Origin of the sequence: Terrisporobacter hibernicus, from assembly GCF_020809405.1 — a bacterium.
In the GTDB taxonomy this organism is placed as follows: Bacteria; Bacillota; Clostridia; order Peptostreptococcales; family Peptostreptococcaceae; genus Terrisporobacter; species Terrisporobacter petrolearius.
Window position 1 is genome coordinate 3,849,705 of record NZ_CP081135.1, and the last position, 25,738, is coordinate 3,875,442.

The 25,738-nt window shown below is 28.3% G+C and carries 22 protein-coding genes, 1 pseudogene and 1 other annotated feature; of the genes and pseudogenes, 4 read left to right on the plus strand and 19 right to left on the minus strand.

The window, feature by feature from the left end:
- Positions 1–42: 42 nt before the first annotated feature.
- Complete coding sequence (gene helD, locus JW646_RS18835) at positions 43–2,280, plus strand: RNA polymerase recycling motor HelD (RefSeq protein WP_228416001.1); 2,238 nt, start codon at positions 43–45, stop codon at positions 2,278–2,280.
- A 212-nt stretch (positions 2,281–2,492) separates the two neighbouring features.
- On the opposite strand, the gene JW646_RS18840 is transcribed toward helD, so the two are convergent.
- The 11 genes and pseudogenes from JW646_RS18840 to JW646_RS18885 all read right to left on the minus strand — a co-directional run bounded on the left by JW646_RS18840 (position 2,493) and on the right by JW646_RS18885 (position 12,087).
- On the minus strand, positions 2,493–2,630 hold the full coding sequence (locus JW646_RS18840) for a hypothetical protein (RefSeq protein WP_228416002.1): 138 nt from the start codon (positions 2,628–2,630) through the stop codon (positions 2,493–2,495).
- A gap of 213 nt (positions 2,631–2,843) precedes the next feature.
- Positions 2,844–3,020 (minus strand): hypothetical protein, encoded by a 177-nt coding sequence (locus JW646_RS18845; RefSeq protein ID WP_228416003.1) that lies wholly within the window; start codon positions 3,018–3,020, stop codon positions 2,844–2,846.
- A 345-nt stretch (positions 3,021–3,365) separates the two neighbouring features.
- Positions 3,366–3,830: pseudogene (locus JW646_RS18850) on the minus strand (VapE domain-containing protein); the annotation flags it as partial.
- Between the two features lie 12 nt (positions 3,831–3,842).
- Positions 3,843–4,055, minus strand: a complete 213-nt coding sequence (locus tag JW646_RS20260; protein WP_331478040.1) for a hypothetical protein — start codon at positions 4,053–4,055, stop codon at positions 3,843–3,845.
- Positions 4,056–4,098: 43 nt separating this feature from the next.
- Complete coding sequence (locus tag JW646_RS18855; protein ID WP_228416004.1) at positions 4,099–4,644, minus strand: GNAT family N-acetyltransferase; 546 nt, start codon at positions 4,642–4,644, stop codon at positions 4,099–4,101.
- Between the two features lie 198 nt (positions 4,645–4,842).
- Positions 4,843–7,437, minus strand: coding sequence for an ATP-dependent chaperone ClpB (clpB, locus tag JW646_RS18860; RefSeq protein WP_228416005.1), 2,595 nt, complete (start codon positions 7,435–7,437; stop codon positions 4,843–4,845).
- Between the two features lie 218 nt (positions 7,438–7,655).
- The gene (locus JW646_RS18865; protein ID WP_074916710.1) at positions 7,656–7,850 is read right to left on the minus strand and encodes a hypothetical protein; all 195 of its coding nucleotides are present in this window, start codon (positions 7,848–7,850) and stop codon (positions 7,656–7,658) included.
- A gap of 238 nt (positions 7,851–8,088) precedes the next feature.
- Positions 8,089–9,009: a SufB/SufD family protein gene (locus tag JW646_RS18870; protein WP_148556778.1), complete on the minus strand. Its 921-nt coding sequence runs from the start codon at positions 9,007–9,009 to the stop codon at positions 8,089–8,091.
- Complete coding sequence (locus JW646_RS18875) at positions 8,990–9,748, minus strand: ABC transporter ATP-binding protein (protein WP_074916714.1); 759 nt, start codon at positions 9,746–9,748, stop codon at positions 8,990–8,992. The genes JW646_RS18870 and JW646_RS18875 overlap by 20 nt, the downstream gene beginning before the upstream one ends.
- Before the next feature lie 98 nt (positions 9,749–9,846).
- Positions 9,847–10,869, minus strand: a complete 1,023-nt coding sequence (locus JW646_RS18880) for a threonine aldolase family protein (protein ID WP_228416006.1) — start codon at positions 10,867–10,869, stop codon at positions 9,847–9,849.
- A 168-nt stretch (positions 10,870–11,037) separates the two neighbouring features.
- Entirely contained in the window at positions 11,038–12,087 is a 1,050-nt protein-coding gene (locus JW646_RS18885) for a BMP family lipoprotein (protein ID WP_228416007.1), read from the minus strand.
- A 350-nt stretch (positions 12,088–12,437) separates the two neighbouring features.
- Here JW646_RS18885 and JW646_RS18890 point away from each other — a divergent pair, with 350 nt between their 5' ends.
- Positions 12,438–13,655 (plus strand): cation:proton antiporter, encoded by a 1,218-nt coding sequence (locus JW646_RS18890; RefSeq protein ID WP_228416008.1) that lies wholly within the window; start codon positions 12,438–12,440, stop codon positions 13,653–13,655.
- A 68-nt stretch (positions 13,656–13,723) separates the two neighbouring features.
- Here JW646_RS18890 and JW646_RS18895 read toward each other — a convergent pair whose 3' ends face one another.
- The 4 genes from JW646_RS18895 to JW646_RS18910 all read right to left on the minus strand — a co-directional run bounded on the left by JW646_RS18895 (position 13,724) and on the right by JW646_RS18910 (position 19,758).
- Positions 13,724–14,917 (minus strand): argininosuccinate synthase, encoded by a 1,194-nt coding sequence (locus JW646_RS18895; RefSeq protein WP_228416009.1) that lies wholly within the window; start codon positions 14,915–14,917, stop codon positions 13,724–13,726.
- A 64-nt stretch (positions 14,918–14,981) separates the two neighbouring features.
- Positions 14,982–15,310, minus strand: a binding site (T-box leader).
- A gap of 51 nt (positions 15,311–15,361) precedes the next feature.
- Positions 15,362–15,790 carry a GNAT family N-acetyltransferase gene (locus tag JW646_RS18900; RefSeq protein ID WP_148556783.1) on the minus strand — a complete coding sequence of 143 codons (429 nt, stop codon included), beginning with the start codon at positions 15,788–15,790 and terminating at the stop codon, positions 15,362–15,364.
- Positions 15,791–15,808: 18 nt separating this feature from the next.
- A complete protein-coding gene (gene truA / locus JW646_RS18905) occupies positions 15,809–16,546 on the minus strand; it encodes a tRNA pseudouridine(38-40) synthase TruA (RefSeq protein WP_228416010.1) in 738 nt (245 codons plus the stop codon).
- A 47-nt stretch (positions 16,547–16,593) separates the two neighbouring features.
- A complete protein-coding gene (locus tag JW646_RS18910; RefSeq protein WP_228416011.1) occupies positions 16,594–19,758 on the minus strand; it encodes a DEAD/DEAH box helicase in 3,165 nt (1,054 codons plus the stop codon).
- 169 nt (positions 19,759–19,927) lie between these two features.
- On the opposite strand from JW646_RS18910, the gene JW646_RS18915 reads away from it, so the two are divergent.
- Both JW646_RS18915 and JW646_RS18920 read left to right on the plus strand, forming a co-directional pair.
- Positions 19,928–20,362: a DUF2383 domain-containing protein gene (locus tag JW646_RS18915; RefSeq protein ID WP_148556786.1), complete on the plus strand. Its 435-nt coding sequence runs from the start codon at positions 19,928–19,930 to the stop codon at positions 20,360–20,362.
- A gap of 278 nt (positions 20,363–20,640) precedes the next feature.
- Entirely contained in the window at positions 20,641–21,285 is a 645-nt protein-coding gene (locus JW646_RS18920) for an undecaprenyl diphosphate synthase family protein (RefSeq protein ID WP_074916731.1), read from the plus strand.
- 31 nt (positions 21,286–21,316) lie between these two features.
- Here JW646_RS18920 and JW646_RS18925 read toward each other — a convergent pair whose 3' ends face one another.
- The 4 genes from JW646_RS18925 to JW646_RS18940 all read right to left on the minus strand — a co-directional run bounded on the left by JW646_RS18925 (position 21,317) and on the right by JW646_RS18940 (position 25,727).
- Entirely contained in the window at positions 21,317–22,807 is a 1,491-nt protein-coding gene (locus tag JW646_RS18925; protein WP_228416012.1) for a phytoene desaturase family protein, read from the minus strand.
- A gap of 122 nt (positions 22,808–22,929) precedes the next feature.
- Positions 22,930–24,504: a nitrite/sulfite reductase gene (locus tag JW646_RS18930; RefSeq protein ID WP_228416013.1), complete on the minus strand. Its 1,575-nt coding sequence runs from the start codon at positions 24,502–24,504 to the stop codon at positions 22,930–22,932.
- A gap of 65 nt (positions 24,505–24,569) precedes the next feature.
- Entirely contained in the window at positions 24,570–25,406 is an 837-nt protein-coding gene (locus JW646_RS18935) for a sulfurtransferase (RefSeq protein ID WP_206923495.1), read from the minus strand.
- 114 nt (positions 25,407–25,520) lie between these two features.
- On the minus strand, positions 25,521–25,727 hold the full coding sequence (locus tag JW646_RS18940; RefSeq protein WP_148556791.1) for a small, acid-soluble spore protein, alpha/beta type: 207 nt from the start codon (positions 25,725–25,727) through the stop codon (positions 25,521–25,523).
- Positions 25,728–25,738: the final 11 nt, after the last annotated feature.

Here is a 25,738-nt window from a genome sequence, read left to right on the forward strand (position 1 = left end):
AGATTAAAATAAGTTGATTTGTATAATCAAGGAGGACGTAGAGTGAGTATAAATAGTTATGAATGGAATCTAGAAAATGAATGGTTGGAAAAAGTCCTTAAAGAGACTACAAAACAACTTGATGAAAAACGTGAAGCAAAAAATAGATTACAAATGGAAGCAAAAGAAACACAAAGAGAATTATGGAATGATTTAGGATCTGTTTCCATAACAAATGGATTGGATCAAATTTCAGAGTTTGTATCAGCTATGGATACTATGAAAAATCAAAAAAGAAGTCATGAATTCAATAAAAAACTTGAAGAAAAGTATGAAAAAATGCTTGTATCTCCTTATTTCGGTCGAATTGACTTTCTCGAAAAAAATGAACTAGATGCTGAAAAGTGTTATATTGGATTATCAAATCTTACAGATGAAGATTTCGATTTTCTTGTGTATGACTGGAGGGCACCTATTTCAAGTATGTTTTATGACTATGAAATTGGAGCGGCAAACTATGAATGCCCACAAGGTGTAATATCTGGAGAAATAACTAGTAAGCGACAATATAAAATCAATAATGGAAAAATTGAGTATATGTTTGACAGTAATTTAAGTATTGATGATGAAATGTTGCAAGAACTGTTAAGCAAAAGTTCTGATGATAAAATGAAAGGTATTGTTACTACTATTCAAAAAGAGCAAAATCAAGTAATACGTAATGAAGATTATAAAAATTTAGTAGTTCAAGGAGCTGCTGGAAGTGGAAAGACTTCTGTAGCACTTCATAGAATTGCATATTTATTATATAAACATAGAGATAAAATAACATGTGAAAATATAATCATATTTTCACCAAACAATATTTTTAATGACTATATCTCAAATGTATTACCTCAACTTGGTGAGGAAAATATGTATCAAACCACATTTAAGGATTATATGCATGAAAAACTAGGTAATGGATTTAATAAAGAAACACCTTCACAGATGATGGAATATATACTTGGTTGTAATAAAAATTCAGCTTACGAAGATAGAATTAAAAATATTAACTTTAAAACCTCAGTTGAATTTGTTGATATTTTAAAAGAATATATAAATCATTTAGAAACAAATAAAAGACATTTTGAAGATATTATTGTAAGGGGAAAATTAATAATTTCAGCAAATGAAATACAAAATTTATTTTTAAAAGACTTTGCTAATAGACCAATAAAGAAAAGATTAGAAAGAATAAAATCAAGAATATTATTCCTTATGGAACCTTATGAAGATGCTTGGAGAAAAGAAATATATGAAGAGCTGGCTTCTACTGGATATTATCTAGACAAGCAGGAAATGAAAGAAAAAAGTAGTGAAACTGTAGGAAAACACTTAAAAGATGTTTATGAGAAGATTTCAAGAATGACATATTTTAATCCTGTTAGTATTTATAGAAATCTATTTAAGTATTCAAATAAATCTTTAAATAAATTAAGTTATAAATATGATAGTGATTTTATAAATCATATAAAAACTTACACAATGGAGAATTTAAATGTAAATAATCTTTACTATGAAGACCAAGTTGCTCTTTTATACTTAAAAGTTGCACTTGGCGATATTCCAATTACTTCACAAATTAAATATGTAATTATAGATGAAGCTCAAGACTATACTCCACTGCAATATGAAATTTTTTATCAACTTTTCAAATCTGCAAAAATGACTATACTTGGAGATATAAATCAGTCAATTAATTCATTTATGAATGTGGGAAGTTATAATAATATTTATAATATATCAAAGGACGATACTTGTATAATAAACTTAACAAAAACTTATCGTTCAACAGAGGAAATTACTAAATTCTCAAGAAAGCTTCTACAAAAAAATCTAAGTGATGGATATGTGGGAAGACATGGTGATGAGCCTAGTGTTGTTAATTTTGACAATGAAGATGATATGAATAAAGAACTTATAAAAGAGATAAATAATTACAAAGAAAAGAATTATGAATCTATTGGTATTATCACAAAAACAGCCCGCCAAACTGAAGATTTGTATGAATTATTAAAATCAAATGATATAGATGTAAGTTCTATAACAAAAGATGATGATAGTTTTACCAATGGTATAGTTGTAATACCTTCCTATCTGGCTAAAGGTCTTGAGTTTGATGTGGTATTTCTATATAATGTAAGTAATAAAAATTATAACAGTGAAGATGAAAGATTGCTTCTGTATACTTGCTGCACAAGAGCTCTTCATGTATTAAATTTATATTATGTAAGAGAAGTTACTTCTTTATTAAAATAGCAACTTTTAAATTAAAAACCTCTATCATATATGTTGAATTACTATGATAGAGGTTTTCATATATTTCTATATATCAATTATAATCTGGGACATAGACATTAGTTTCTTTATATAATAAATCTTTATTAAAGAATTTCAAGTACCAAATATTAATTATCAAGAAGAATTATCTAAATGTAAAACAATGGACGACTTAGTTGGAAAAAATGGTATTATATTTTACACAAATCTATGGACACTCTCGGCATTGTAGGTAGCAAGTCATTCCAATGACATGACTTGCTACCTACAACACCTTTAGCAAGTTCTTGACATAAACTGTCAAGAACTTCACCCCTATCACCAGCCATTTCCTATATAAATTTAAGCATAAAAAAAGCACCTACTATGTTTTTTAGTAAATGCTTTTATTAATCTTCTATTGCATATTTGGTCCATTTAATGTATTCACTCATATCTATATTAGGATATTTCTTTTGTAGTTGTTGAATAATACTTATAAATTCATAATTTTGCAATTTATAAAATACCTCCTCAAAGCATCCTCCTATATAGAAAATTTGCTATTCACTACAATCATCATTTAGAAATTTTCTTGTTGCTTCAATATTTTCACTTAGTATTTCTACAATCTCTTCCCAATATACATCAAGATTAGGAGAAGCACCGTGTTGATTCATCGACTCTATGTAATCTAAATTCTTAAATATTTTATTTTTATCAATCGCTATCATTTCCACCTACAATTATTCCTCCAAATTTCTATTTTATATTTAGTGCTTTTGTGTTGTGCTTTTATGCAAAATTTCCTATACGCGCGCGCATACACATATGCGCCTATTTTTTATATTTTTTTATAATAATTAATTAAATGTATATCTATATCTATATAGAAACACTAAGTACAACATTAGTTAAAATACTGTCCATTACCAATTCTTAGCCTGTGCTTAAATTTGAGCTTATGCTTGTGCTTACACAGATAAGTACAGTATTTCTGATACTATTTTGTACTTGCTGTACTTATCTCCAAATTTTATCAATATAAGAGCACTAAGTCTTTTACTTATTGTTTCTGATAAATGTTATTTGAGGTCCGTATAAATTATATCTCTTAGAAACCCACTTTCTGCATTAGTTGTTCCTACGATAATATTGCTTCTTGGATGATTTTCCACAGTTATTCCATAGGCTTGGCGGAATTTATCGTCTGTTCGTGTTACAAATGATTTAATTGTTTCCACCTCTACTTTTTTCATTCCTGCAAGTTCTCCCAGCTCCAATATCCAATAGCCTTGGAGTTTCTCTGCTGCTGTTTTGTCTTTCATATCTGTTAGAGATAAGGAGTCTGAGTACCACTCTTTTCCTAGAATTGAGAATAGTGTTGATTTTCCTATGCATTGAGGTCCGTTAAGAACTAATATATTGTCAAATTTTATTCCTGGTTTATATACTCTAGCCACTGCTGCACAAAGAGTTTTTCTTGTTACTGCTCTTACAAACTCACTATCATTAGCTCTCAAATAATCAATTAAAAGAGTGTCTATTCTTTTTTTTCCGTCCTAAGTTAATTTACCAAAATAGTCTTTTATTGGATGATAAGTTCTTTCGGACCATACTAATTTAGCTTGTTTCCAAGACAGCATTCCAACAACATCTATATAAAATTTTAGATCGTTATATGTTATGCTCTTATTTTGTATCTTACTTTGTTCATTCATCTCTGTTTTAGCTAGCCAACATTTTATAATTATTTTTATAGAAATTATCTTCAATATAAAAAGCCGTATCATTTAATATGATACAGCCTTACGTACATTACATAATATGCTTATTATATATGCGATAATAATAAAATTGTTTTTCCTCGGTGTCACCACTATTAAAAATCATTTTGGTATTCAATTTAGCAAATCCACACTTTTCAATTACTCTTTGAGATGGAATATTATCAGGTTCAACAATAGCAATTAAATAATCCATTTTTAAATTAGTAAACGACCATTCTATCATAGCTTTTGAAGCTTCACTTATGTACCCTTGATTACAGCATTTTTCTGAAATAAAGTATGCCAGTTCTATCTCATTATTTACCTCTTCCTTATTACCAATTCCAACCATACCTATAAGTTTATTGTTGTGTTTAAGAGTAACAGCAAGCATTATTCTTGCAATATTTTTACTTGCTTTCAAATAATTATTTTGAACCCAACCTATCCATTCTTTTCTTTCTTCCGTAGTTCTTTCCCAATCAGGCATCCATTTTAATATATAAGGTTCACTGCAAATAGAGTGTAGCTCTTTAACATCATTTACAACAAATTCTCTTAATATAAGCCTTTCAGTTTCAATATAAATACCCATCTATAACCATCCCCCACAAAAATAATTATTTATCTCTTTATGAAATTCATTTTAATGAAGCTGCTGTTACATTAGATTATAATCAAAGTAAAGTCATAACTCTATAGCATAATAAAGAATCCAAAGATAGTTAATATATCTTTGGATTCTTTATTAAAATTATTCAACTTTCTATTGTTTGAGTTATTAAAATGAATTTTATTTAACTTCTATAGTTATATTATTATCTTCACCATCAACTAATATAGTGCATCCATTATAAATTTCTCCAGCAATCATTCTTCTTGCGATCATAGTCTCTAGTGTATTGCCAATATATCTTTTTAGTGGTCTTGCACCATACACTGGGTCATATCCTTCTTTAACTATAATCTCTTTTGCTTTGTCTGTAATTTCTATTTTAATATCTTTATCACGAAGTCTATTAGCTAAAGACTTAATGAATATATCTATTATTTCTTTTATTTCTTCTTTATCAAGAGCCTTAAACATAATAATATCATCTACTCTATTTAAAAACTCTGGTTTGAATCTTCTTTTCATTTCATTCATTACTAAATCTTTAGTAGCTTCTGTGATTTTGCCTTCATCTTCTAATAAATAGCTACTTCCTATATTAGATGTCATAATAATTATAGTATTTTTAAAGTCCACAGTTTTACCTTTGTTATCAGTAAGTCTACCATCATCTAGGATTTGTAAAAACATATTGAAAACATCTTCGTGAGCTTTTTCTATTTCGTCAAATAGAATAACAGAATAAGGAGCTCGTCTAACAGCTTCTGTTAATTGACCGCCTTCTTCGTAACCTACATATCCTGGAGGAGGTCCCACAAGTCTAGATACTGAATGTTTTTCCATATATTCAGACATATCTATTCTTATAATGTTTTCTTCGCTGTCAAATAAAGTTTTAGCTAGTGTTTTGGCAAGTTCTGTTTTACCAACACCAGTAGGTCCAAGGAATATAAATGAACCAATTGGTTTGTTTTCGTCTTTTAGCCCTGCTCTTGCTCTTATTACTGCATTGGATACGGCAGTTACAGCTTCATCTTGTCCTATTACTCTTTCATGAAGTACATCTTCTAATTTAAGAAGTTTTTCTCTTTCACCTTCAACAAGTTTTGTAACAGGTATACCTGTCCATTTTGATACTATATCAGAAATTTCGTTTTCTGTTACTTCTTCTTTTAGTAGAGCATTATCATATCCTGATTTCATTTTTTCTTCTACTTCTTTTATTTGTTGTTCTAAATCAGGTATTATGCCGTATTTTATTTCAGCAACTTTATTAAAGTCGTATTCTCTCTCATATTTTTCCACATCGCCTTTAGCAGCATCCAGCTTTGATTTTAAATTCTTAATTTCTGTGATTGAACCTTTTTCCTTTTCGTATTTAGCTGTCATTTCGTCATCTTTAGATTTAAGTTCAGCAATTTCCCTTTGAAGTTCTTCTAGTCTTAGCTTACTTTTTTCATCATTTTCTTTTAATAATGCTTCTCTTTCAGTTTCCAGGGTAAATAATCTTCTTCTTACCATATCTAATTCCGTAGGAAGAGAATCTATTTCACTTCTTATCATGGCGCCAGCTTCATCTATTAGGTCTATGGCCTTGTCTGGTAAGAATCTATCTTGTATATATCTATTAGAAAGTTTGGCTGCAGCAACTATTGCACTATCATGAATTCTAACACCATGGTGTATTTCAAATCTTTCTTTTAAACCCCTAAGGATAGAGATTGTATCTTCCACCGTAGGTTCATCAGCTATTACTGGTTGGAAACGTCTCTCTAGTGCTTTATCCTTTTCAATATATTTTCTGTATTCATCAAAAGTAGTAGCACCTATACAGTTAAGTTCTCCACGAGCAAGCATAGGTTTTATTAAATTACCTGCATCCATAGAACCTTCTGTTTTGCCAGCACCAACTATTGTGTGTATTTCGTCTATAAATAATATTATTTTTCCTTCAGCACTTTGTACTTCTTTGAGTACTGCTTTTAGTCTTTCTTCAAACTCACCTCTGTATTTGGCCCCAGCTATTAAGGCTCCCATATCTAGTGAGAAAATTATTTTATCTTTTAGTCCTTCTGGCACGTCACCTCTAACTATTCGCTCAGCTAAACCTTCTACTATAGCAGTTTTACCAACACCAGGTTCACCTATAAGTACTGGATTGTTTTTAGTACGTCTAGACAAAATTCTTATAACTCTTCTTATTTCTTCGTCTCTACCTATAACTGGATCTAGTTTATGTTTTTTAGCAAGTTCTACTAAGTTTGTACCAAATTTAGCTAGAGCATCATAAGTTCCTTCTGGATCTTGACTTTCAACTCTTTGACTACCTCTTACTGCAGATAAAACTTGAAGAAAATCATTTTTATTTATATTGTACATATTTAATATTTTTTTTACGTTTGAAATAGAAGTCATTTCCATAATACCAAGCATTACATGTTCCACACTTATGTAGGAATCTTTAAAGTCTTTTGAAATGTCTTCTGCTTTTATTAATACTTCTTCAATATTTCTTGATGCAGTTACACCTTGAGAATTAATTCCTTCTCCATAAATTTGAGGAAGCTTGTCTAATTCTTCATTAATGCTACTTCTAAGAGCAGTAACAGATATATTCATTTTTTCTAAAATATTAGGAATTAAACCGTCTTCTTGATTTACTAAAGCTGAAAATAAGTGAATTACATCAACCATTTGGTTGTGATGCTTAACAGCTTCATTGTAAGCCTCATTTAAACTTTTTTGAACTCTAACAGTCATTCTTTCAATATCCATTAAAATCCCTCCTTTGATATTGCATAATTTAAGTTTGAGTAAAGCAACTATATTTATAAAGCTAACCTCAAAAAATATTATAGAACTATTAAAGAAAAATTTCCATTAAATTTAAGTATTTTTAGTATACATTTTTGTAAACATTTAAAAATGAATATGACAAAATAGTTAAAAAAGAAAGAAGCTTTCACTTCTTTCTTAGATAAGGTAATATGTTCTTATTTATCTTGATGTTTTTTGTGAGAGCTAATAGGTTTTGCTGTATTTTGAGCTACTGATCCTGTTTTCGAAGGTCTAAGTCTAGGTTCTAAATTTAACTCTTCACCAAGTTCTAATTTGAAGTGTGGATTTTTCTTATCATTTCTGTTGTATCTAGTTTTGTCGTCTTCTCTTTTATGCTTATCTTTAGTCATTTTTTCCTCCTTGTAATCCATACTATATTAATAATTTATCCCAAAATATAATTAGTATTCTACATTTAAAAAGGAGAGTTAATTAAAATATTATTATTTAAGTGCTGTTTTTTAGTTATAAGAACGTTTGTTCTTTTTGTAAAAATCAGCACTTTTTTATAGTTTTTTATTATAAATTAGATCAATATATGTATATCATATAAAAAAGAGAAGCAAACTAGTTACTTCTCTTTATATATTAACTTAAAAATGCATTTACTATTACTTCTTCAGCTTCTTCTTCACTTAAGCCGAAGGTTTCAAGTTTTAGCAATTGTTCATTATTAATTCTACCAATGGCAGCTTCATGAACTATTTGTGCATCAGTATGATTTGCCTGAATTTCTGGAATAGAGCTTACTTTAGCTTTATCCATAATTATAGAGTCACATTGAACGTGAGCTTTGCAGTTATCATTTCCTATGGCTATTGGATGAAATACCTGAACAGATTCGTCTTTGGCAACAGAACGAGATATAATTTGTAATATGGAATCTTCTCCATTTAGATTACATGTCACATTTGAATGAGCAACTTGATCATCATGAGTCATTAATTTTTCATTTATGATTAACTTTGCTCCTTTTCCTAAAAATGCCTCTGTTTCTCTTTTAGTTGAATCAACTCCTTCTATTTGAGTCATATTCATTTCACAATAAGAATCTTCATCCATATGTACTATTGTTGTTGGGTTTAATATTCTTTTGCTCTCAGAACTTCCCTCACCATAGTGTTTTTCTCCATATTTAATTTTAGCATTTTTCCCTATATGGAAAGTATGTATGCCATCGTGCTCACTAGTACCGCATCCATCATTGTGAATACCACATCCAGCCACAATAGTTACATCTGCATTTTCTCCAATATAAAAGTCGTTATATACTAAATCATTAACATTATCTTCTGTTATTATTACAGGTATATGTACAGTTTCGTTTTTAGTGTTGGGTTTAACTGTTATGTCAATTCCTGGTTTATCTTCCTTAGGAGTTATTATAATATTTTCACTAGATCTTCTCTCTACACCACATCCATTGCTTCTTAGATTGAATGCTCCATCAACTTCTCCAGTTATATCTGCTATAGTTTTTAATAGGTTTTTAATCATTAACTCGCTCATGAGTAAGTGCTACCTCCTTCATTTGACATAGACAATTTTTCATATCACCTTGTAGTAAAGGTAAAACTTTAGATTTTGTGCCTATATTTTGAATTTTTCCATCAGAAATTATTATTAATTCATCTGCCAAATCTATAATTCTTTCTTGATGAGATATTATGATAACACTTTGGTTACTGCTTTTTTTGAAATTTGTAAAAGTATCTACAAGCATAGAGAAGCTCCATAAATCAATTCCTGCTTCTGGCTCATCGTATATTGATATTATAGAATTTCTTGCCATTAATGAGGCTATCTCTATTCTTTTTAATTCTCCACCAGATAAAGAGCTGTCCACATCTCTTTTTAAGTATTCTCTAGAACAAAGACCTACTTTAGATAAATATTCGCAACATAACTCTTCTGATAGATTTTTACCAGAAGCTAATTGTAACATTTTTTCTACAGTTACACCTTTGAATCTAGGTGGTTGTTGGAAGGCATAACCTATACCTAATTTTGCTCTTTCTGTAATATTTAAATTTGTTATATCAATACCATCAAATAAAATTTGACCACTACTTGGTTTTTCTATTCCCATTATTATTTTTGCCAATGTGGATTTTCCTCCACCATTTGGACCTGTTATAACTAACATCTTCCCAAAGTCAACTTTAAAGCTTACATTATCTAAAATGGTAATTTCTTCATTACTATCTAAAGCTTTAACTTTAAAAGATATATTCTTTAGTTCAAGCATTGTAAACATTCCTTTCTAATCTAAGATTATTATTATAAGTTTTTGAGCAACGGAGTTGCCTGAAGTGGTAACAAAGGCATCTCGTTGGCGATATGAGTTTATCGAATTTTTAAGTCATTTATAAAATCTAATACTTTATCTTTCTCTGTTGCCCATGATGTAACAAGTCTGATAACTGTATGATTTTCATCGTATTCTTCCCATGTATTAAATGAATACTTCTCTCTTAATTTTTCTATAGATGAATTAGGTAGTATAGGGAATATTTGATTAGTAGGTGATTTAATTAATAATTTATAGTTTTCTTCAATTAATGCATCTTGAATTAAAGCTGCCATTTCATTGGCATGTTTTGCTAAATTGAAGAATAAATCATCTTTAAACAATTCTACAAACTGAATTCCAAGAAGTCTTCCCTTTGCAAGTAAAGCACCTTTTTGTTTTATATTATATCTAAAATCTTCTTTTAGTGAGTCATTGCAAATAACAAGGGCTTCACCAAATAATGCTCCATTCTTAGTTGCACCTATGTAAAATGCATCACAAAGGTTAACTAAATCACAAAGTTGTAAATCATTTTCTTCACTAGTTATTGCTGAACCCATTCTAGCTCCATCTATAAAGAATAACAAATTCTTTTCTCTACAATATGCATATAAATCTATTAATTCTTGTTTTTTGTATATTGTTCCAATCTCTGTTGCGTTAGATATGTATACTAGTTTTGGCTTAACCATATGCTCATCAGTATGTATCTTTAATATTTTTTCTATTTTGTCTACTGTTAATTTTCCATCATTACTAGGTGCTGTAATAACTTTGTGACCGCAAGCTTCTATTGCTCCCGTTTCGTGTACTGCAATATGTCCTGTATCTGCAGCAATGGCAGCTTCGTATTGTTTTAAGAAAGAAGATATACATATTAAGTTAACTTGAGTACCACCTGGTATAAAGTGAATATCTATTTTCTCATTTTTAAGCACATTTTTTAGTATATCCTTTGCTTTTTCACTATATTCATCAAGACCATAGCCTGAACTTTGTTTTAGGTTACTATCTAAAAGTGCTTTTAGTATACTTTCGTGTGCACCTTCGCTATAATCATTTGTAAAACTGTACATAAATACCTCCAAAATTAATATATTGCTTATAATTAATATTATACAAAATTTCTTATTGTATCTACATATTTTTTAAATGATATATATTTCTTGTTTTAAATAGATTTTAAGTTTTTTAAAATAAAAAAAAGTAGATTTCTCTACTCTTTTTTATTAAGGAACTCCTATTTATTTTAAAGTATTAAGATATTTATTATACTCAGTTTCATTTTTAGGAGCTACAACATCTCCACTTTCTAATTTTTTAATTTCTTCATCAACATAATCTAAAACATCTTGTGGAACTAATTTTGATGTTGAATCAGGTATACCAACAGCATTTTCTTTAAGTCCATAAGTTGTTTCTTTTCCGCCTTCAAATTTATTTTCTATAAATCTTTTTGCTGTTTCGTATACACCAATATCTACTCTTTTTATAGCGGAAGTTAAAACATTGTCTGGGGCTAAATCACTTTGGTCTCTATCTACACCAATAGCATATTTATTTGATTCTTTGATAGCTTCTATGGCACCAGTTCCCACATCACCGCCAGCTATAAATATTACATCAGCACCATTTGATATCATTTGGTTTGATATTGCTTTTCCTTTTGCTTGATCAGAAAATGAGTTTGCATATTGACTTTGTAATTTACATTTTGAGTTTGCTGTTTTTACACCGGCCATATAACCGTATTTGAATGTATTTATAACAGACATATCCATGCCACCAATAAATCCAACATTATTTGTTTTTGTCATTTTACCAGCTATTAAACCAACTAAATATGCGGATTGTTCAGCCTTAAATAAAATTGATTCCACATTAGAAGGTATTTCTTTAAATGTTTCATCAACAAGTACAAATTTTTGTTCAGGATAATCCTTAGCGGCTTGTTCAATTGTTGGAGCTAGTTTTGATCCAACACCTATTATTAAATCAGTCCCATTATCTACAAGAGTCTCCACATTCGTAGAGTAATCTGCATCTTGTTTTGATTCCAAATATTTAACTTTAACACCTAAATCTTTTTCTGCTTTTTGTAATCCTTCCCAAGCGCTTTGGTTAAATGAGTGGTCATTTACACCAGCAACATCTGTAATCATTGATATAGTGTATTCTTTTTTCTCAGAGTTGTTATTAGTAGTAGAATTGTCTTTTTTAGTTGTACATCCTGTCATACAGGCAGTCAACATAGATGTTACCATAGTTACTATAATTAATTTTTTTAATGTCATAAATCTACCTCCGCTATGTTTAATTATATTAAGTATAGATTTTATATGAAATTTTTATCTATAAATAATGTAAGTATTTATTACAATTCTAAAATTATTATTTCCTATAATACTAAAAAAAATCCTCTATTCACTTGCTTATCCTTATAGAATTATTAACAAAATTAAGTTATACTTACTTTAATTTTATAAAATACAAATTTAAATTTTTTAAATTAAGTTTATTATTTTAAATAATTATCACAAATTAGTTAAAAATTTATTAATGTTGATATATTACCTTTTATATACTAAGATGATGATATTGAGGGATACTTAATATTTAATTATTTTAGAAAAGGGGACGTATTATGGAATCATATAGTTACATATTAGATATTGCTTTAATTCTAATTTCTACAAAATTATTTGGCTTAATTTCTAGGAGGTGTCAAATGCCTCAAGTAGTTGGAGCCTTATTTGCAGGCTTAATTTTAGGTCCAGCAGTTTTAAATATTGTTCATGAAACGGAGTTTTTAACTCAGTTAGCTGAGATAGGAGTAATACTCTTAATGTTTTTTGCAGGGTTAGAAACAGATATAAGCGAATTAAAACAGTCTGGAAAAGCTTCTTTAGTAACAGCTATTTTAGGGATTATAGTTCCACTTGCAGGTGGATTTTTTGTTGCAATGTATTTTAATAGTAATGGATTAATACCATTTGAAGCTAATTCAAATGCATTTCTTCAAAATATATTTATAGGTACTATTCTTACAGCAACTTCAGTTAGTATTACTGTTGAGACACTGAAGGAGATGGGGAAGTTAAATTCAAAAGTAGGAAATACCATATTAGGTGCTGCAATTATTGATGATATCCTTGGAATTGTTGCACTTACAATAGTTATTAGTTTTGCAAATCCTGATGTAAATATTTTTGCAGTTTTGTTAAAGATATTTTGCTTTTTTATATTTGCTGCAATTGCCAGTAGTATATTTTATTTTATATTTAAAAATTGGCTTGATAAAGATGCCAAACATAAAAGGCGTTATGTAATAGCTGCATTTGCATTTTGTTTGCTTTTATCCTATATATCAGAAACATATTTTGGTGTGGCAGATATAACAGGTGCTTTTATAGCAGGTCTTACTTTGTCACCATTAAGTAAGAAGTATTATATTGAAGATAAACTAGATACAGTATCCTATGCACTTTTATCTCCAATATTTTTTGCTAGCATAGGTTTAAAACTAGTATTACCTAAAATGACTCCAATGATAATATTATTTGCCGTTATACTTACCATTGTAGCTGTTTTATCAAAAGTAGTAGGTTGTGGTTTAGGATGTAAGTTGTTTAATTACTCTAATAGAGAATCATTACAAGTTGGCTTTGGGATGGTATCTAGAGGAGAGGTTGCTTTAATTGTTGCTAATAAAGGTTTTAGTGCAGGATTAATTAACACTACTGTTTTAGCACCTATTTTAATTGTGGTGATAGCTACAACCATATTATCACCTATATTATTAAAGATGTCATACAATTATAAAATAAATAAAAATAAAGAGAAGTTAAGTGCAATATCTTAGTTTAAAAGATTAATAAAATGAAAACTCTACTTATTAAATTAAGTAGAGTTTTTTGTTTATAATATATATTACTTATTTTTCATGGCATTGATTTTAAGTGGAAGGGTAAATAAATTTATAAAACCTTCAGCATCTTTATGGTCGTATAACTCACTATCGCCAAATGAAGATATACTTTCATCATATAATGCATTTTCAGTAAATATTCCAGCAGGTTTTATATTTCCTTTATACAATTTAAGTTTTACTGATCCTGTTACATTCTCTTGAGTTTCGTCCATAAACGCTGTTATTGCACTACAAGCTTTTGAATACCATTTACCATTGTATATCAAATCAGCATACTCTAATGACAATCTTTGTTTTAGATGAAGAGAATCTTTGTCTAGTGTGGCACTTTCTAGGTAGTTATGTGCAGTATATAAAAGTTCTCCTCCTGGAGTTTCATATATTCCTCTAGATTTCATTCCAACTAATCTATTTTCTAATATTTCTACTATACCTATACCATGCTTACATCCTAATTTGTCTAAAGTTTCTAATAATTCAACTGGAGATAATTCTTTATTGTTAACTTTCTTAGGTATACCTTTGTCAAAATATATCTCTACATACTCAGCTGTATCACAAGCAGTTTCTGGTGATTGAGTTTTCTTATAAATATCTTCTTTATGTTCATTTTGTAAGCATTCTATATCTCCGCCTTCAGTTGATACATGAAATAAGTTATCATCAACAGAATAAATTTTTTCTTTTGTAGCTACTACTTGTATATTGTGTGACTGTGCATAATCTATGGCATCTTCTCTAGATTTTATATCCCATATTCTCCAAGGTGCTATAACTTTTATTGATGGGTCTAGGGCTGCTATGGTACCTTCAAAACGAACTTGGTCATTACCTTTTCCTGTACATCCATGACAAATATACTTAGCACCTTCTTTATGAGCTATCTCTACTAATTTTTTAGCTATTATTGGTCTTGCCAAAGCTGTGCCAAGTAAATATCTTCCTTCATACTTTGTCTCCGCTTTTATGGCAGCATAAATTGTTGTAGTTATAAACTCTTCTTTTAAATCTTCACAATAAGCTTTTATGGCACCGCTTAAAATAGCCTTATTGTGTATTTCATCCATGTTATCATCTTGGCCTACGTTGGCACAAACAGCAATTACATCAATATCATAGTTTTCTTTAAGCCATGGTATTATTATAGATGTATCTAATCCACCTGAATATGCTAGCACTACTTTTTCTTTCATAGTTATTTCCCCCTTATTCTTCCAATTATTGATTTTTACAATAAAAAAAGTCCCTTGGATTTAACCAAGAGACGAATTTACCGCGTTACCACTCTAATTAATAAAATTCACTGTGTTCATATCGACAACGATCTATCTTCGTTATCACTTCAGATAAATCCGTTGCTCAAAAACTCGCTAGGCTTAAGCCACTGTGTGGGCGCTACGTTCAAATGAGACAATTAGAATTTTATTCACTCTTCCTTTTAAGGCAAGGCTACCTATTATCCTACTGTTATTTCAGATAATCTTCTCCAAAGCTCTATTCACTTAAAGTATATTATTAGGCTTCCACCATTCCCAATTCTCTGTAAACATGGTCTTTAAGTTACTTCTCTTTTTCACTGAATTTTGTATATTCAATTAATATGTTTAAATGATAGTTGAATTTCTAATCATTGTCAACTATTCTAAAGATTTTTTTAAAAAGTATCTTTTGTGGTTTTTAGGACATTCATCTAAAACACCAAATATTTCATAGCCATTTTTTATATAAAAATCCTTAGCTTGAAAGTCAAAAGTATCTAAATGAATTAAATTACATTTTTCTTCTTTAGCTATTTTTTCTATTGCAAATAGTAATTTTTCTCCAAGATCACAACCTCTGTAGTTTTCATCAATCCAAAGTGCATCAATGTAAATTACATTCCAGCAATACATTTTGGCAAGAATTCCCCCAACTATTTCTTTATTATCATTTTCTATTATTTTATTTAGCCATACATAAGCTATTTCTTGTGTTTGTGGCACTTTTGATAAATTATATTCTACTAGTTTTTCAATTATATAATCAGAATCTTTTTCACTTCCATTTTTTATAATTAAATTATTCAAATACATTCCCCCATAGAATTAATATTGAACTTTAAATAAATATAGACCTTTTGCTGGTGCTGTTTCTGGAGCTACTTTTCTATCTTTAGCTTCTAAAATTTCTTTTATATCCATAGGATTTAGTTTGCCAAGTCCTGCATCTATTAAAGTTCCAACAATTATTCTTACCATGTTATATAAGAATCCATCACCTTTAACATATATTTCAATCATGTTATCTTTTTCTACTATGTCAATAGATTCAATTATTCTAACATGACTTTTCTTTTTTGATTTTGAAGAAGCGAAGCTGGAAAAATCATGTTCTCCAATTAAATAATTGCTAGCTTCTTTCATAAGATCTAGATTTAAATTTTTATTTATATGAGCTGAGTATTTTCTGAAAAATGGATTGTGGAACTTATTGTTATCTATTTTGTATAAATAAACTTTAGATTTGGCATTGTATCTAGAGTGAAATCTATCTTCAACCTCTTCAATACTTTTTATAACTATAGATTCAGGTAAATACTTATATAAATATTTTTGTATTTTTTCAACTGAATCATTGCAGTCAGTTTTAAAGTTTACAACTTGACCCATGGCATGAACACCCATATCTGTTCTTCCAGAACCTGTTATTTCAACATTTTCATTTGTAAGTTTACAAAGAACATCTTCTATTTTCCCTTGTACAGTATTGTCATTGTCTTTTAATCTTTGGAATCCTTTAAAGTTACTTCCATCGTATTGTACTATCATTTTTATATTTCTCATTATTATTTTTCCTTTTGAATAAGATTTGTTATTTCATTATACTTAATTTATTTTATTAAATCAATTAATTCTTCTTCTGACAAACTACTTAGTATATTAGTATTGTTTAGGTTTCCATCAAGCATATCATGAATTAATTCTGATTTTTTTTGTTGTAATTCCATTATTTTTTCTTCTATTGTTCCTTTGGAAATTAATTTTATAACTTCTACTACTTGTTTTTGACCGATTCTATGAGCCCTATCACTTGCTTGATTTTGCACAGATGGATTCCACCATGGATCAAAGTGAATTACAGTATTGGCAGAGGTTAAATTTAAACCGGTTCCTCCAGCTTTAAGTGATATTAAAAATACTTTTATTTCTTCATTATTATTAAAGCTATCTACTAAAGTTATTCTATTCTTAGCAGGAGTACTTCCATCCAAATAATAAAAGTTGATTTTATTTTTATTTAGTTTTTTGCCTATGTTTTTTAAAACAGATGTAAATTGAGAGAAAACTAAAATTTTGTTGTCTTTTTCAATATAATCTTTTATTATTTCTAAACAAGTATCAGTTTTTGCACTTTTACCCTTGTATCCTTCCACAATTATGCTTGGATCTAAGCATAGTTGTCTAAGTTTTGTAAGGTAAGAAAATATGGTGATTTTATTTTTTACATCTTTTTTTTCTTCTAATTTTCTTTTTATTTCTTCCACATAAATACCGTAGGTATTTCTTTGTGTTTTGCCCATTTCCACATAAAACTCTTTTTCTATTTTAGGCGGAAGCTCTTTAATAACTTGTTCTTTTGTTCTACGAAGTATAAATGGTTTTATCATTCTTTTTAGATTTTCTACTTGACTCACATCTTTTATAAATATGGCATTAAATTTAGTTAAACTATATAAATACCCAGGCATAATAAAATCAAATATAGACCAAAGTTCCATCAAGTTATTTTCTATAGGTGTACCAGTTAAAGCAAATTTATTACTTGCTTTTATGGCTTTTACAGCATCAGTAGAAGAAGCTAAAGGATTTTTTATATTTTGAGCTTCGTCTATAATACAATAATCAAATTCAAGCTTTTCGTACTCTTCTATATCATTTCTAAGGGAACCGTAAGTTGTTAATATAACATTAAAATCATTTATGTTTTTAATTATGCCTAATCTGTCTTTTTTCAAACCATGACTAATTCCCACTGATAAAGAAGGTGCAAATTTTTTAAATTCACTTTTCCAGTTGTGTATTAATGATGTAGGAGTAACTATTAAAGTTTTTTTATCTTTTTTATTTAGTAAAAATGCAATTGTTTGTATTGTTTTACCTAGCCCCATTTCATCAGCTAAAATTCCACCAAAACCTAGATAATCTAAAGTTTCAAACCAGTTAAGAGAATCAACCTGGTAATCCCGTAGGGTTGCATGAAGGTCTTTTGGAATATTGATTTCTTGTTTTTGAATACTTCTAAATTTCTCAATAATATTATTTGTATTTTCCATTCCAGAAATATATGGTAGCTTTTTCTCCGTAAGGAGATGATTAATAAACATTGCTTTACTTGAGTGTATTTTCATGTTTTTTATATTATCAGTAAAACCTAAACTCTCCATCAATTTAAACATTTCTTTAGTTTCACTATCTTCTAAGTTTATAAAGTCTCCATCACCTAATTTGTAAAATTTTTTTTGATTTTTAAATGCTTTTATAATATTTTTATATTCTTTTGGATCTACTCCCTCAATTTCAAAATTAAAATCTAGGTAATGATTAATTTCTTCACCAAGACCAACTCTAAAAGCTGAAGAATTGTGAATTTTTCTTTCTTTAAGTTTATCAGAATAATATACCTCACCAATATTTTTAAGACTATTAATATCTCTGTTTAAAAAGTCATATAGTTGATTATCGTTTCCTTTAAATATATATTTATCATTCTCTTTTTCAAAAAAGTTTGAATATAATCTATAAACTCCTTCATTCTCTTTTTCAAAGTCCCTTATAATAAATTTATTATTGTCTTCATCATAGGAGAAAACTATTTTGCAAGTTACATTGCTATTTTCCAAATCAAAGAAGTATTTTATTTTTAAGTCTTTAGAAATATTGTCTTTTATTTTTTCATCTACAATTACTTTATCACAGATTTTTTCTATTTTAGGTATCATGTCACTTAATACTTGACTTACATTTTCAAGTGGGAAGCTTACTTCTTTAAACTCATTTAATACAGAGTAAAGTTTTTTATAATATATACCATTTTCACTATTTAACAAGTATATATTTCCTTTGTAAAATACCACATCACCTTTTAATGATAGGGGAAAAGGAAGCTTATCTTCACATTTTAGTATGGCTTCATTGTTATTTAATTCAAAACTTATATCTACTGGAATATTACTTTTAATAACACTTGGGCTGTAATACATATTTCTAAATTTAAAATCAAATGTTCTATAAGAAAGAGCTTCGAATAGTCTTCTAATATTGGAACCCTTAACCGTTAAATATTTGAAATTTTTCTGTGGTGAGTTATATGACAAATCCATTCCATACTCTTCAATAATTTGAACTATCTTTTCATCTTCATATTCAAAATAATTATTTACTGGATTGTATAGGAAATCTATGCCAAATATTAAATCCTTTGATTCAAGTCTAGAGTAAGCAAATTCCTTTAAATCCTTCATAACGTACATCTTATCTATACCTATCTTAAAGTCACAAGATACACTATTGTCCCCAACATACTCTACTCTAACATCCAATTTAACTTTTTCTCTTTCATTACTTTTAAAGTAATCTAATAATTCCTTATTAATAAAATTTTTATTTCTTTTTATTTTATTATCATTTTTTAATACAATAGTTGTTTGTTTTAAATTGCTAATTACATCTGATTTTAATAAATTAATTACATATAAAGATGAAGCTACAATATGTTTGCATATAACATTATTGTTACTTGAACTTCTTTTTCTATAGTCTTCGCAAGTACAAATTGTATTTACTATTTCTTTATTTTTTAAGTCTATAGTAATTTCTGGATAATATAAGATGTTATAGTTAGCGGAAGCTACTTTTCCATCAATATTTAAGATTTTATTTTGATTATTATATTTAATTTCTTGTACATATCCATCTTTATAATACTCTTGTCCTCTACTCAACCTTAGTTTGTCAGTATTATCAATCAATATATCATTTACTATTTTAAAGTCCATTTTTTCACCTGTTTCTAAGTATTATAAACTTTATTATATTACGGTTATAGATCTACTTCAATGACACAAGTAAAAAGAATCTAGATAAATCATTGAAATATCAATAGTTTATGATTATAAAAAAATTTTATAGGCATAATAAAAATATAATTTTATAAGGAGTGATTTTATGCCAAATGAAGATACTATAAATCTATTAAAAGAATGTGATGCAGGAGCTAAGATGGGTATTGATGGAATAAATAGAGTGATAAATAAAACTGAAAATAAAAAACTAAAATCCCTATTGGAAAAATATCTAAAAGACCATGAAAAATTAGAAGAAAAAATACAAGAAGAATTGAAAAAATTTAAGGATGAAGAAAAAGACCCCAGTCCTTTGGCGAAAGCCATGTCATGGGTAAAAATTAATGTGAAGCTTATTAAAGGAGAACATGACAAGGTAATTGCAGATTTAATGACTGAAGGATGTAATATGGGTATAAAGTCTATTTGTAGGTATTTAAACGAATATAGTAGCGCAATGGAAGGTATTAAAGGCTTGTGCTATGACTTAGTTGAAATAGAAGAAAACTTTTCAAAAGACCTTCGTAAGTTTTTATAAATATTTATGAAATATGTGGTAATTTTTATCAATCTACAATAATATATAAGTATAGGAACACTAAATATTAATTTATTTAATTGATCGGAAAGATAAGTTAATATTTGAACATATTTTCTCCGTTTTATATAATAAACGGTGTGGTGACTCATGGAGAATCATTAAAACATATATACAGATAAAAATCCCCATCTTTATGGGGATTTTTCTGTCTGAAGTTTAAGTTATTATTATTTGGGGAAGAATAAATAAATAACTTAAATACATATGGAGGCCTTATGAGAGTACCAACACATATAGGAATTATCCCAGATGGTAATAGACGCTGGGCTGTTAGTAATAATTTATCAAAAGAAAAAGGATATGATCATGGAGTTAATCCAGGTTTACAACTTTTTAAATTATGCCAAAGAGAAAATATTAAAGAAGTTACTTTCTATGGCTATACAGTGGACAATACAAAGCGACCTACTATTCAAAAAGAAGCTTTTATAAAAGCTTGTGTTGAATCGGTTATGCTTTTAACAAAAGAAGACTGCGAAATTTTAGTTGTAGGAGATACTTTTAGCGATACTTTTCCTTCACAGCTTTTACCATTTACAAAAGAAAGAAAAAAATTTGGAAAAGGCGGAATAAAAGTAAACTTCTTAATTCACTATGGTTGGAGTTGGGATTTAAACTATAAGAAAGATTTCTGTCCTATTGGAAAACACGTAGAGAATAATCTTAAATCTAGAGAAATTTCTCGTATTGATTTGATTATTCGATGGGGTGGAAGACGAAGACTTAGTGGATTTTTACCAATACAATGTGTATATGCAGATTTTTACGTTGTAGACAATATGTGGCCAGATTTTAAAGAACAGGATTTTTATGATGCTTTAAAATGGTATGATAAACAAGATATTACTCTTGGCGGATAAAAAATAAGTGTTTTGCAAAAAAGCAAAACACTTATTTTTTATTGTTTTCAATAATTTTACATAATACTTTACTGCCATCTATAACTACCGATGTACCGTTACCAGGATGTGTTGAAGAACCTATAAAGTATAAGCCTCTTACTTTTTTTGATTTAAGGTGAGGTCTAAAATATGCACTTTGACTTATTTTGTGGCTTATGCCAAATGCATTACCATAATATAAATTGTATTTACCATGAAGATCTAGAGGAGTTAAATAGTTTTCATAAATAATATGATTTTCTATATTTTCTAATCCTTTAATGTTTTTTAGATTATTAATAATATATTTCTTTAATGTTTCAATTTGATTATTATGGTAATTAATATTACTAAATGATAAATTAGGCACACGAATCATAATATTCATAGAAGAGTGATTATTAACTTTAAAAGACTCATCAACTGCACCAGGATAATAGATATATAATGAAGGGTCACTAGGGATATATCCCTTAAAAGGCCCTTCTATACTGTTTTTAAAATCCTTACTTATATAAATATTATGAACATTTAAATTATGATAAATTTTATCTAATCCTAAATATAATACAAAAACAGAACAAGAGTAATCAATACTATTTAAATTTTTTTTCGAGTATTTGTTATCTAAAAACTCATCATTTATTAAATTTTTAATTGTATAGGGATAATCTGCATTACAAACTATTAAATCACAACTTAATATTTTATCTTTTATTTTTACGCCTTTAACTTCATTCTTTTCTATTACTATGCTTTTAACTTCGCAGTTTGTTTTTATTTGTCCTCCAAGTTCTATAAACAGCTTTTCTAAAGCCTTTATGTATGAATATAATCCTCCTTCTATATACCAAATACCATATAAGTGAGATATGGTCGGTATTAAGGTATAAATATTTGAATTTGTATAAGGATTTACACCTATGTACATGGATGTAAATATTAAATAGTTTTTCAACTTTTCGTTATATATTAACTTATTAAGATAATTATTGGTTGATAACATAGGGTTAATTTTGCACATATTTTTTATAAATGAAAAATTAATAATTTCTTTTAGATTTATCATGGGCTGATTAAGTATCTTGTCTTTGCTAATAAAGTATTTTTCATAAGATTTTGCTAAAAAATTGTAAAAATTAGTGGATAATCCCTTTTGTAAACTTTCTAATTGATCAATCATTTTATTAGTATCACTATAAAAATTACAACTTGTTTTATCATCATAATATACTTTATAAATAGGATCTAATTTATATATTTTAAAGTAGTCTTCATAATTTTTTCCTACATCTTTAAATAAATCTGTATAAATTTTAGGCGTCATTATAATAGATGCAGTCATATCAAATTTAAAATTATTACTTTCCAGTATATTTACTTTACCACCAATTTTTTTATTTTTTTCCAACAAAGTTACCTTATGACCTTTATGTAAAAGTCTTATTCCACTGCATAATCCTCCTATTCCCCCTCCTATAATTATTGTATGTTTATTCATTTTCATCCTCTCACATCATAATATTATATTTTAAAATTATATTTATATTATGCACTTTATACTTAATTAAATTTAGAAAATCGAAAAAAAAACTGATACAAGTTATGTACCAGTTTTTCAGATTAAATATTGTATTTAGAAGTTATTTTTTCTATTTCCTTTTCATTTGCTGCGTAGTATGTGTAAAAGTCCATTTCACTATTTGCTACTTTTTCTCCAATTTCAAATAACATTTTTGGAATTTCATTTGCTTTAAAATCCCCTAATGATTTACCTAGCCTTGTCTTTTTATATTCAAAATCACCATCTACAAATAATTCAAAGGCATCACACATTTGACCATCAACTTTTTTCTTTTTACCAGTAAGTCCTATTGCACCTATTTGATGTACACCACAAGAGTTCATACAACCTGATATATATATTCTTGGCATAGCATTAAGTATAGTGTTATCTCCCTTAGAATTTTCTTTAAAGTAGTCAATAATTTCATGTAACATCTTTTGGCTGTTTTGAATACCCATTTGACATCTTGGAACACCAATACATGAAATGCTTTTTTCTATACTAGTGCATCCACTAAATGCTTTACTAATTTGTAGTAAATTCTCTGCTTCTTTTGCGTCAAGATTTATAATAAATATACCTTCTGTCATAGCAAGCCTAATTGATGCATATTTACAAATATCTAAAATATTTAATAATTTATTTAAATCATCAAGTTTTAATTGCCCTCCAATTGGATGAATATAGACACTATAGTATCCCTTTTGTTTTTGTGGGAATAATCTACAGTCTTTAACATTTGTTTCTACTCCACCATCAGTAGGATATTCTATATCTTCTAATTGAATCTTAAGGTTGTTGTTTTCTTTTTCTTTAGATACATAATCTTTGAATTTTTTTATAAATTCTTCTTCTCCAAGTTTATAAACCATATATCTAACTCTTGCTTTATGCTTGTTGGAATAATCTCCTTCATCCATAAATAGTTTAGTTAAACCTTCAACATAATACAATACATCTTTTGGTTCAATTAGTTCATCTAATTCTAGACCAACATTTGGATTTTTACCAAGACCTCCACCAACAAAAACTTTGAAGTATGGTTTATTATCTTTTATTACAGCTAAAAATCCTAAATCTTGTACTGTAGTATGTGCAGCGTCCATTGGGCAAGATGAATAAGAAACTTTAAGTTTTCTTGGTAAATGATAAGTAGTGATTTTACTCATAAAGTGATTGTCTGTTGCTACTGCATAAGGCGCAACATCAAAAGCTTCCTCTGGGTCCACTCCTGAAAGTGGTGATAATCCAACGTTTCTTGGAAAGTTTCCTCCACCACCGCGAGTAAATATATTGTTTTTTATGGCTTCTTCCATGATGTTGCAAATTCCATCTACATCTAAGTCATGTAGTTGAACTGCTTGTCTAGTTGTAAAGTGTATACCATCAAGATTATATTGTTTTGCAAATTCATATACCTTATGTAGTTGAGATATAGTTACAATTCCACTTGAAAATCTAAGTCTTATCATAAAGGATTTTTGATCTCTTTGAGCATAAACACCATATCCACCTGAAATTCCTTTATAATCCATCTTAGTAAGATCGCCACTTAAAAGTTTTAAACATTGCTTTTTAAAATTAGGTATCTCACTGAGAAATATCTCTTTAGTTTTTTCTAGATTATGCATAGTTATCACCTCTGTAAAAATATATTTCTATTATATTGTTTACAAAAGTGATAAATCTATTTATTTTATATGGTATCTACTTTATTTTCTTCGTAGCTTACCCAGTCGCTAAAACTTCCTGAATATAATTTATGATCAATATCAGCTTCACTAAGAGCTAAACTAACAGGGCTTGCAGTTATACCAGATCCGCAGTAAATTATTACCTCATCGTAATTGTTTAGTTTACTGAAAAGTTCTTTTAATTCTTCCCTACTTTTCATAGTTAACTCATCATCTTGATTGTTTAAAATATTCATCCAAAAATAATTATGAGCACTTGGAATATGACCAGCTTTTTTATCTACTGGCTCAAATTCACCATTGTATCTTCCATTTTCTCTACAATCTACTATAACAATATTGTCTTTATGTAGTCTTTCTTTTACATACTCCATATTAACTCTCATGTTTTCATTTACATTTATATCAAATTTCCCTTTTTTTACTGAAGTATATTCACTAGTTACTTCCCCACCAATTTCTTCAAATGCTTTTATTCCACCATTTAATACATAGACTTCATCATGTCCTAAGTATTTTAGTATCCACCAAAGTCTTGCAGGTCCCGCTAAGTCACCTTCATCATAAGCTACTACTATTGAATCATTATTTATTCCTTTGTCTTCAAAAGTTGCTTTTAGCTCTTCTACACTTGGAAGTGGGTGTCTTCCACCGTGTTCTTTTACAGGTGCAGATAATTCAGTTTCAATATCTACTCTCACAGCATTTTTAATATGAGACTGGTCATAACTTCTTTTCCCATATTCTTTGTCCATTAGTGAAAATCTACAATCTACTATAACTAATTTGTCATTTTCTAAATTTTCCTTTAACCATTTTGCACTTATCACATTTGACATTTTACTCTCTCCTATAATATATTTCATTTATAATTTTTAACTATTAATTATTATACTACAATATAATATTTTATTACAATATAAGGAAAAAGACTGCTTCAAAGCAGTCTTTTTTTATTTATTATATCTTTTTAATAATTCTCTTTCGCCCATTTCAACTAGCTTCTTACTCATTTGGCCTCCTACTCGACCACTTAAGCCTATGCTATCAATTGGGTTAGAATCATTTTTTATATTAGAATCATTTAATAATTCTTTAGAAATCTCCATTTTCATTTGATTAAGTGCTAATTTAGCATTTGGATCAACTGGTTTTGACATAAAAACCTCCT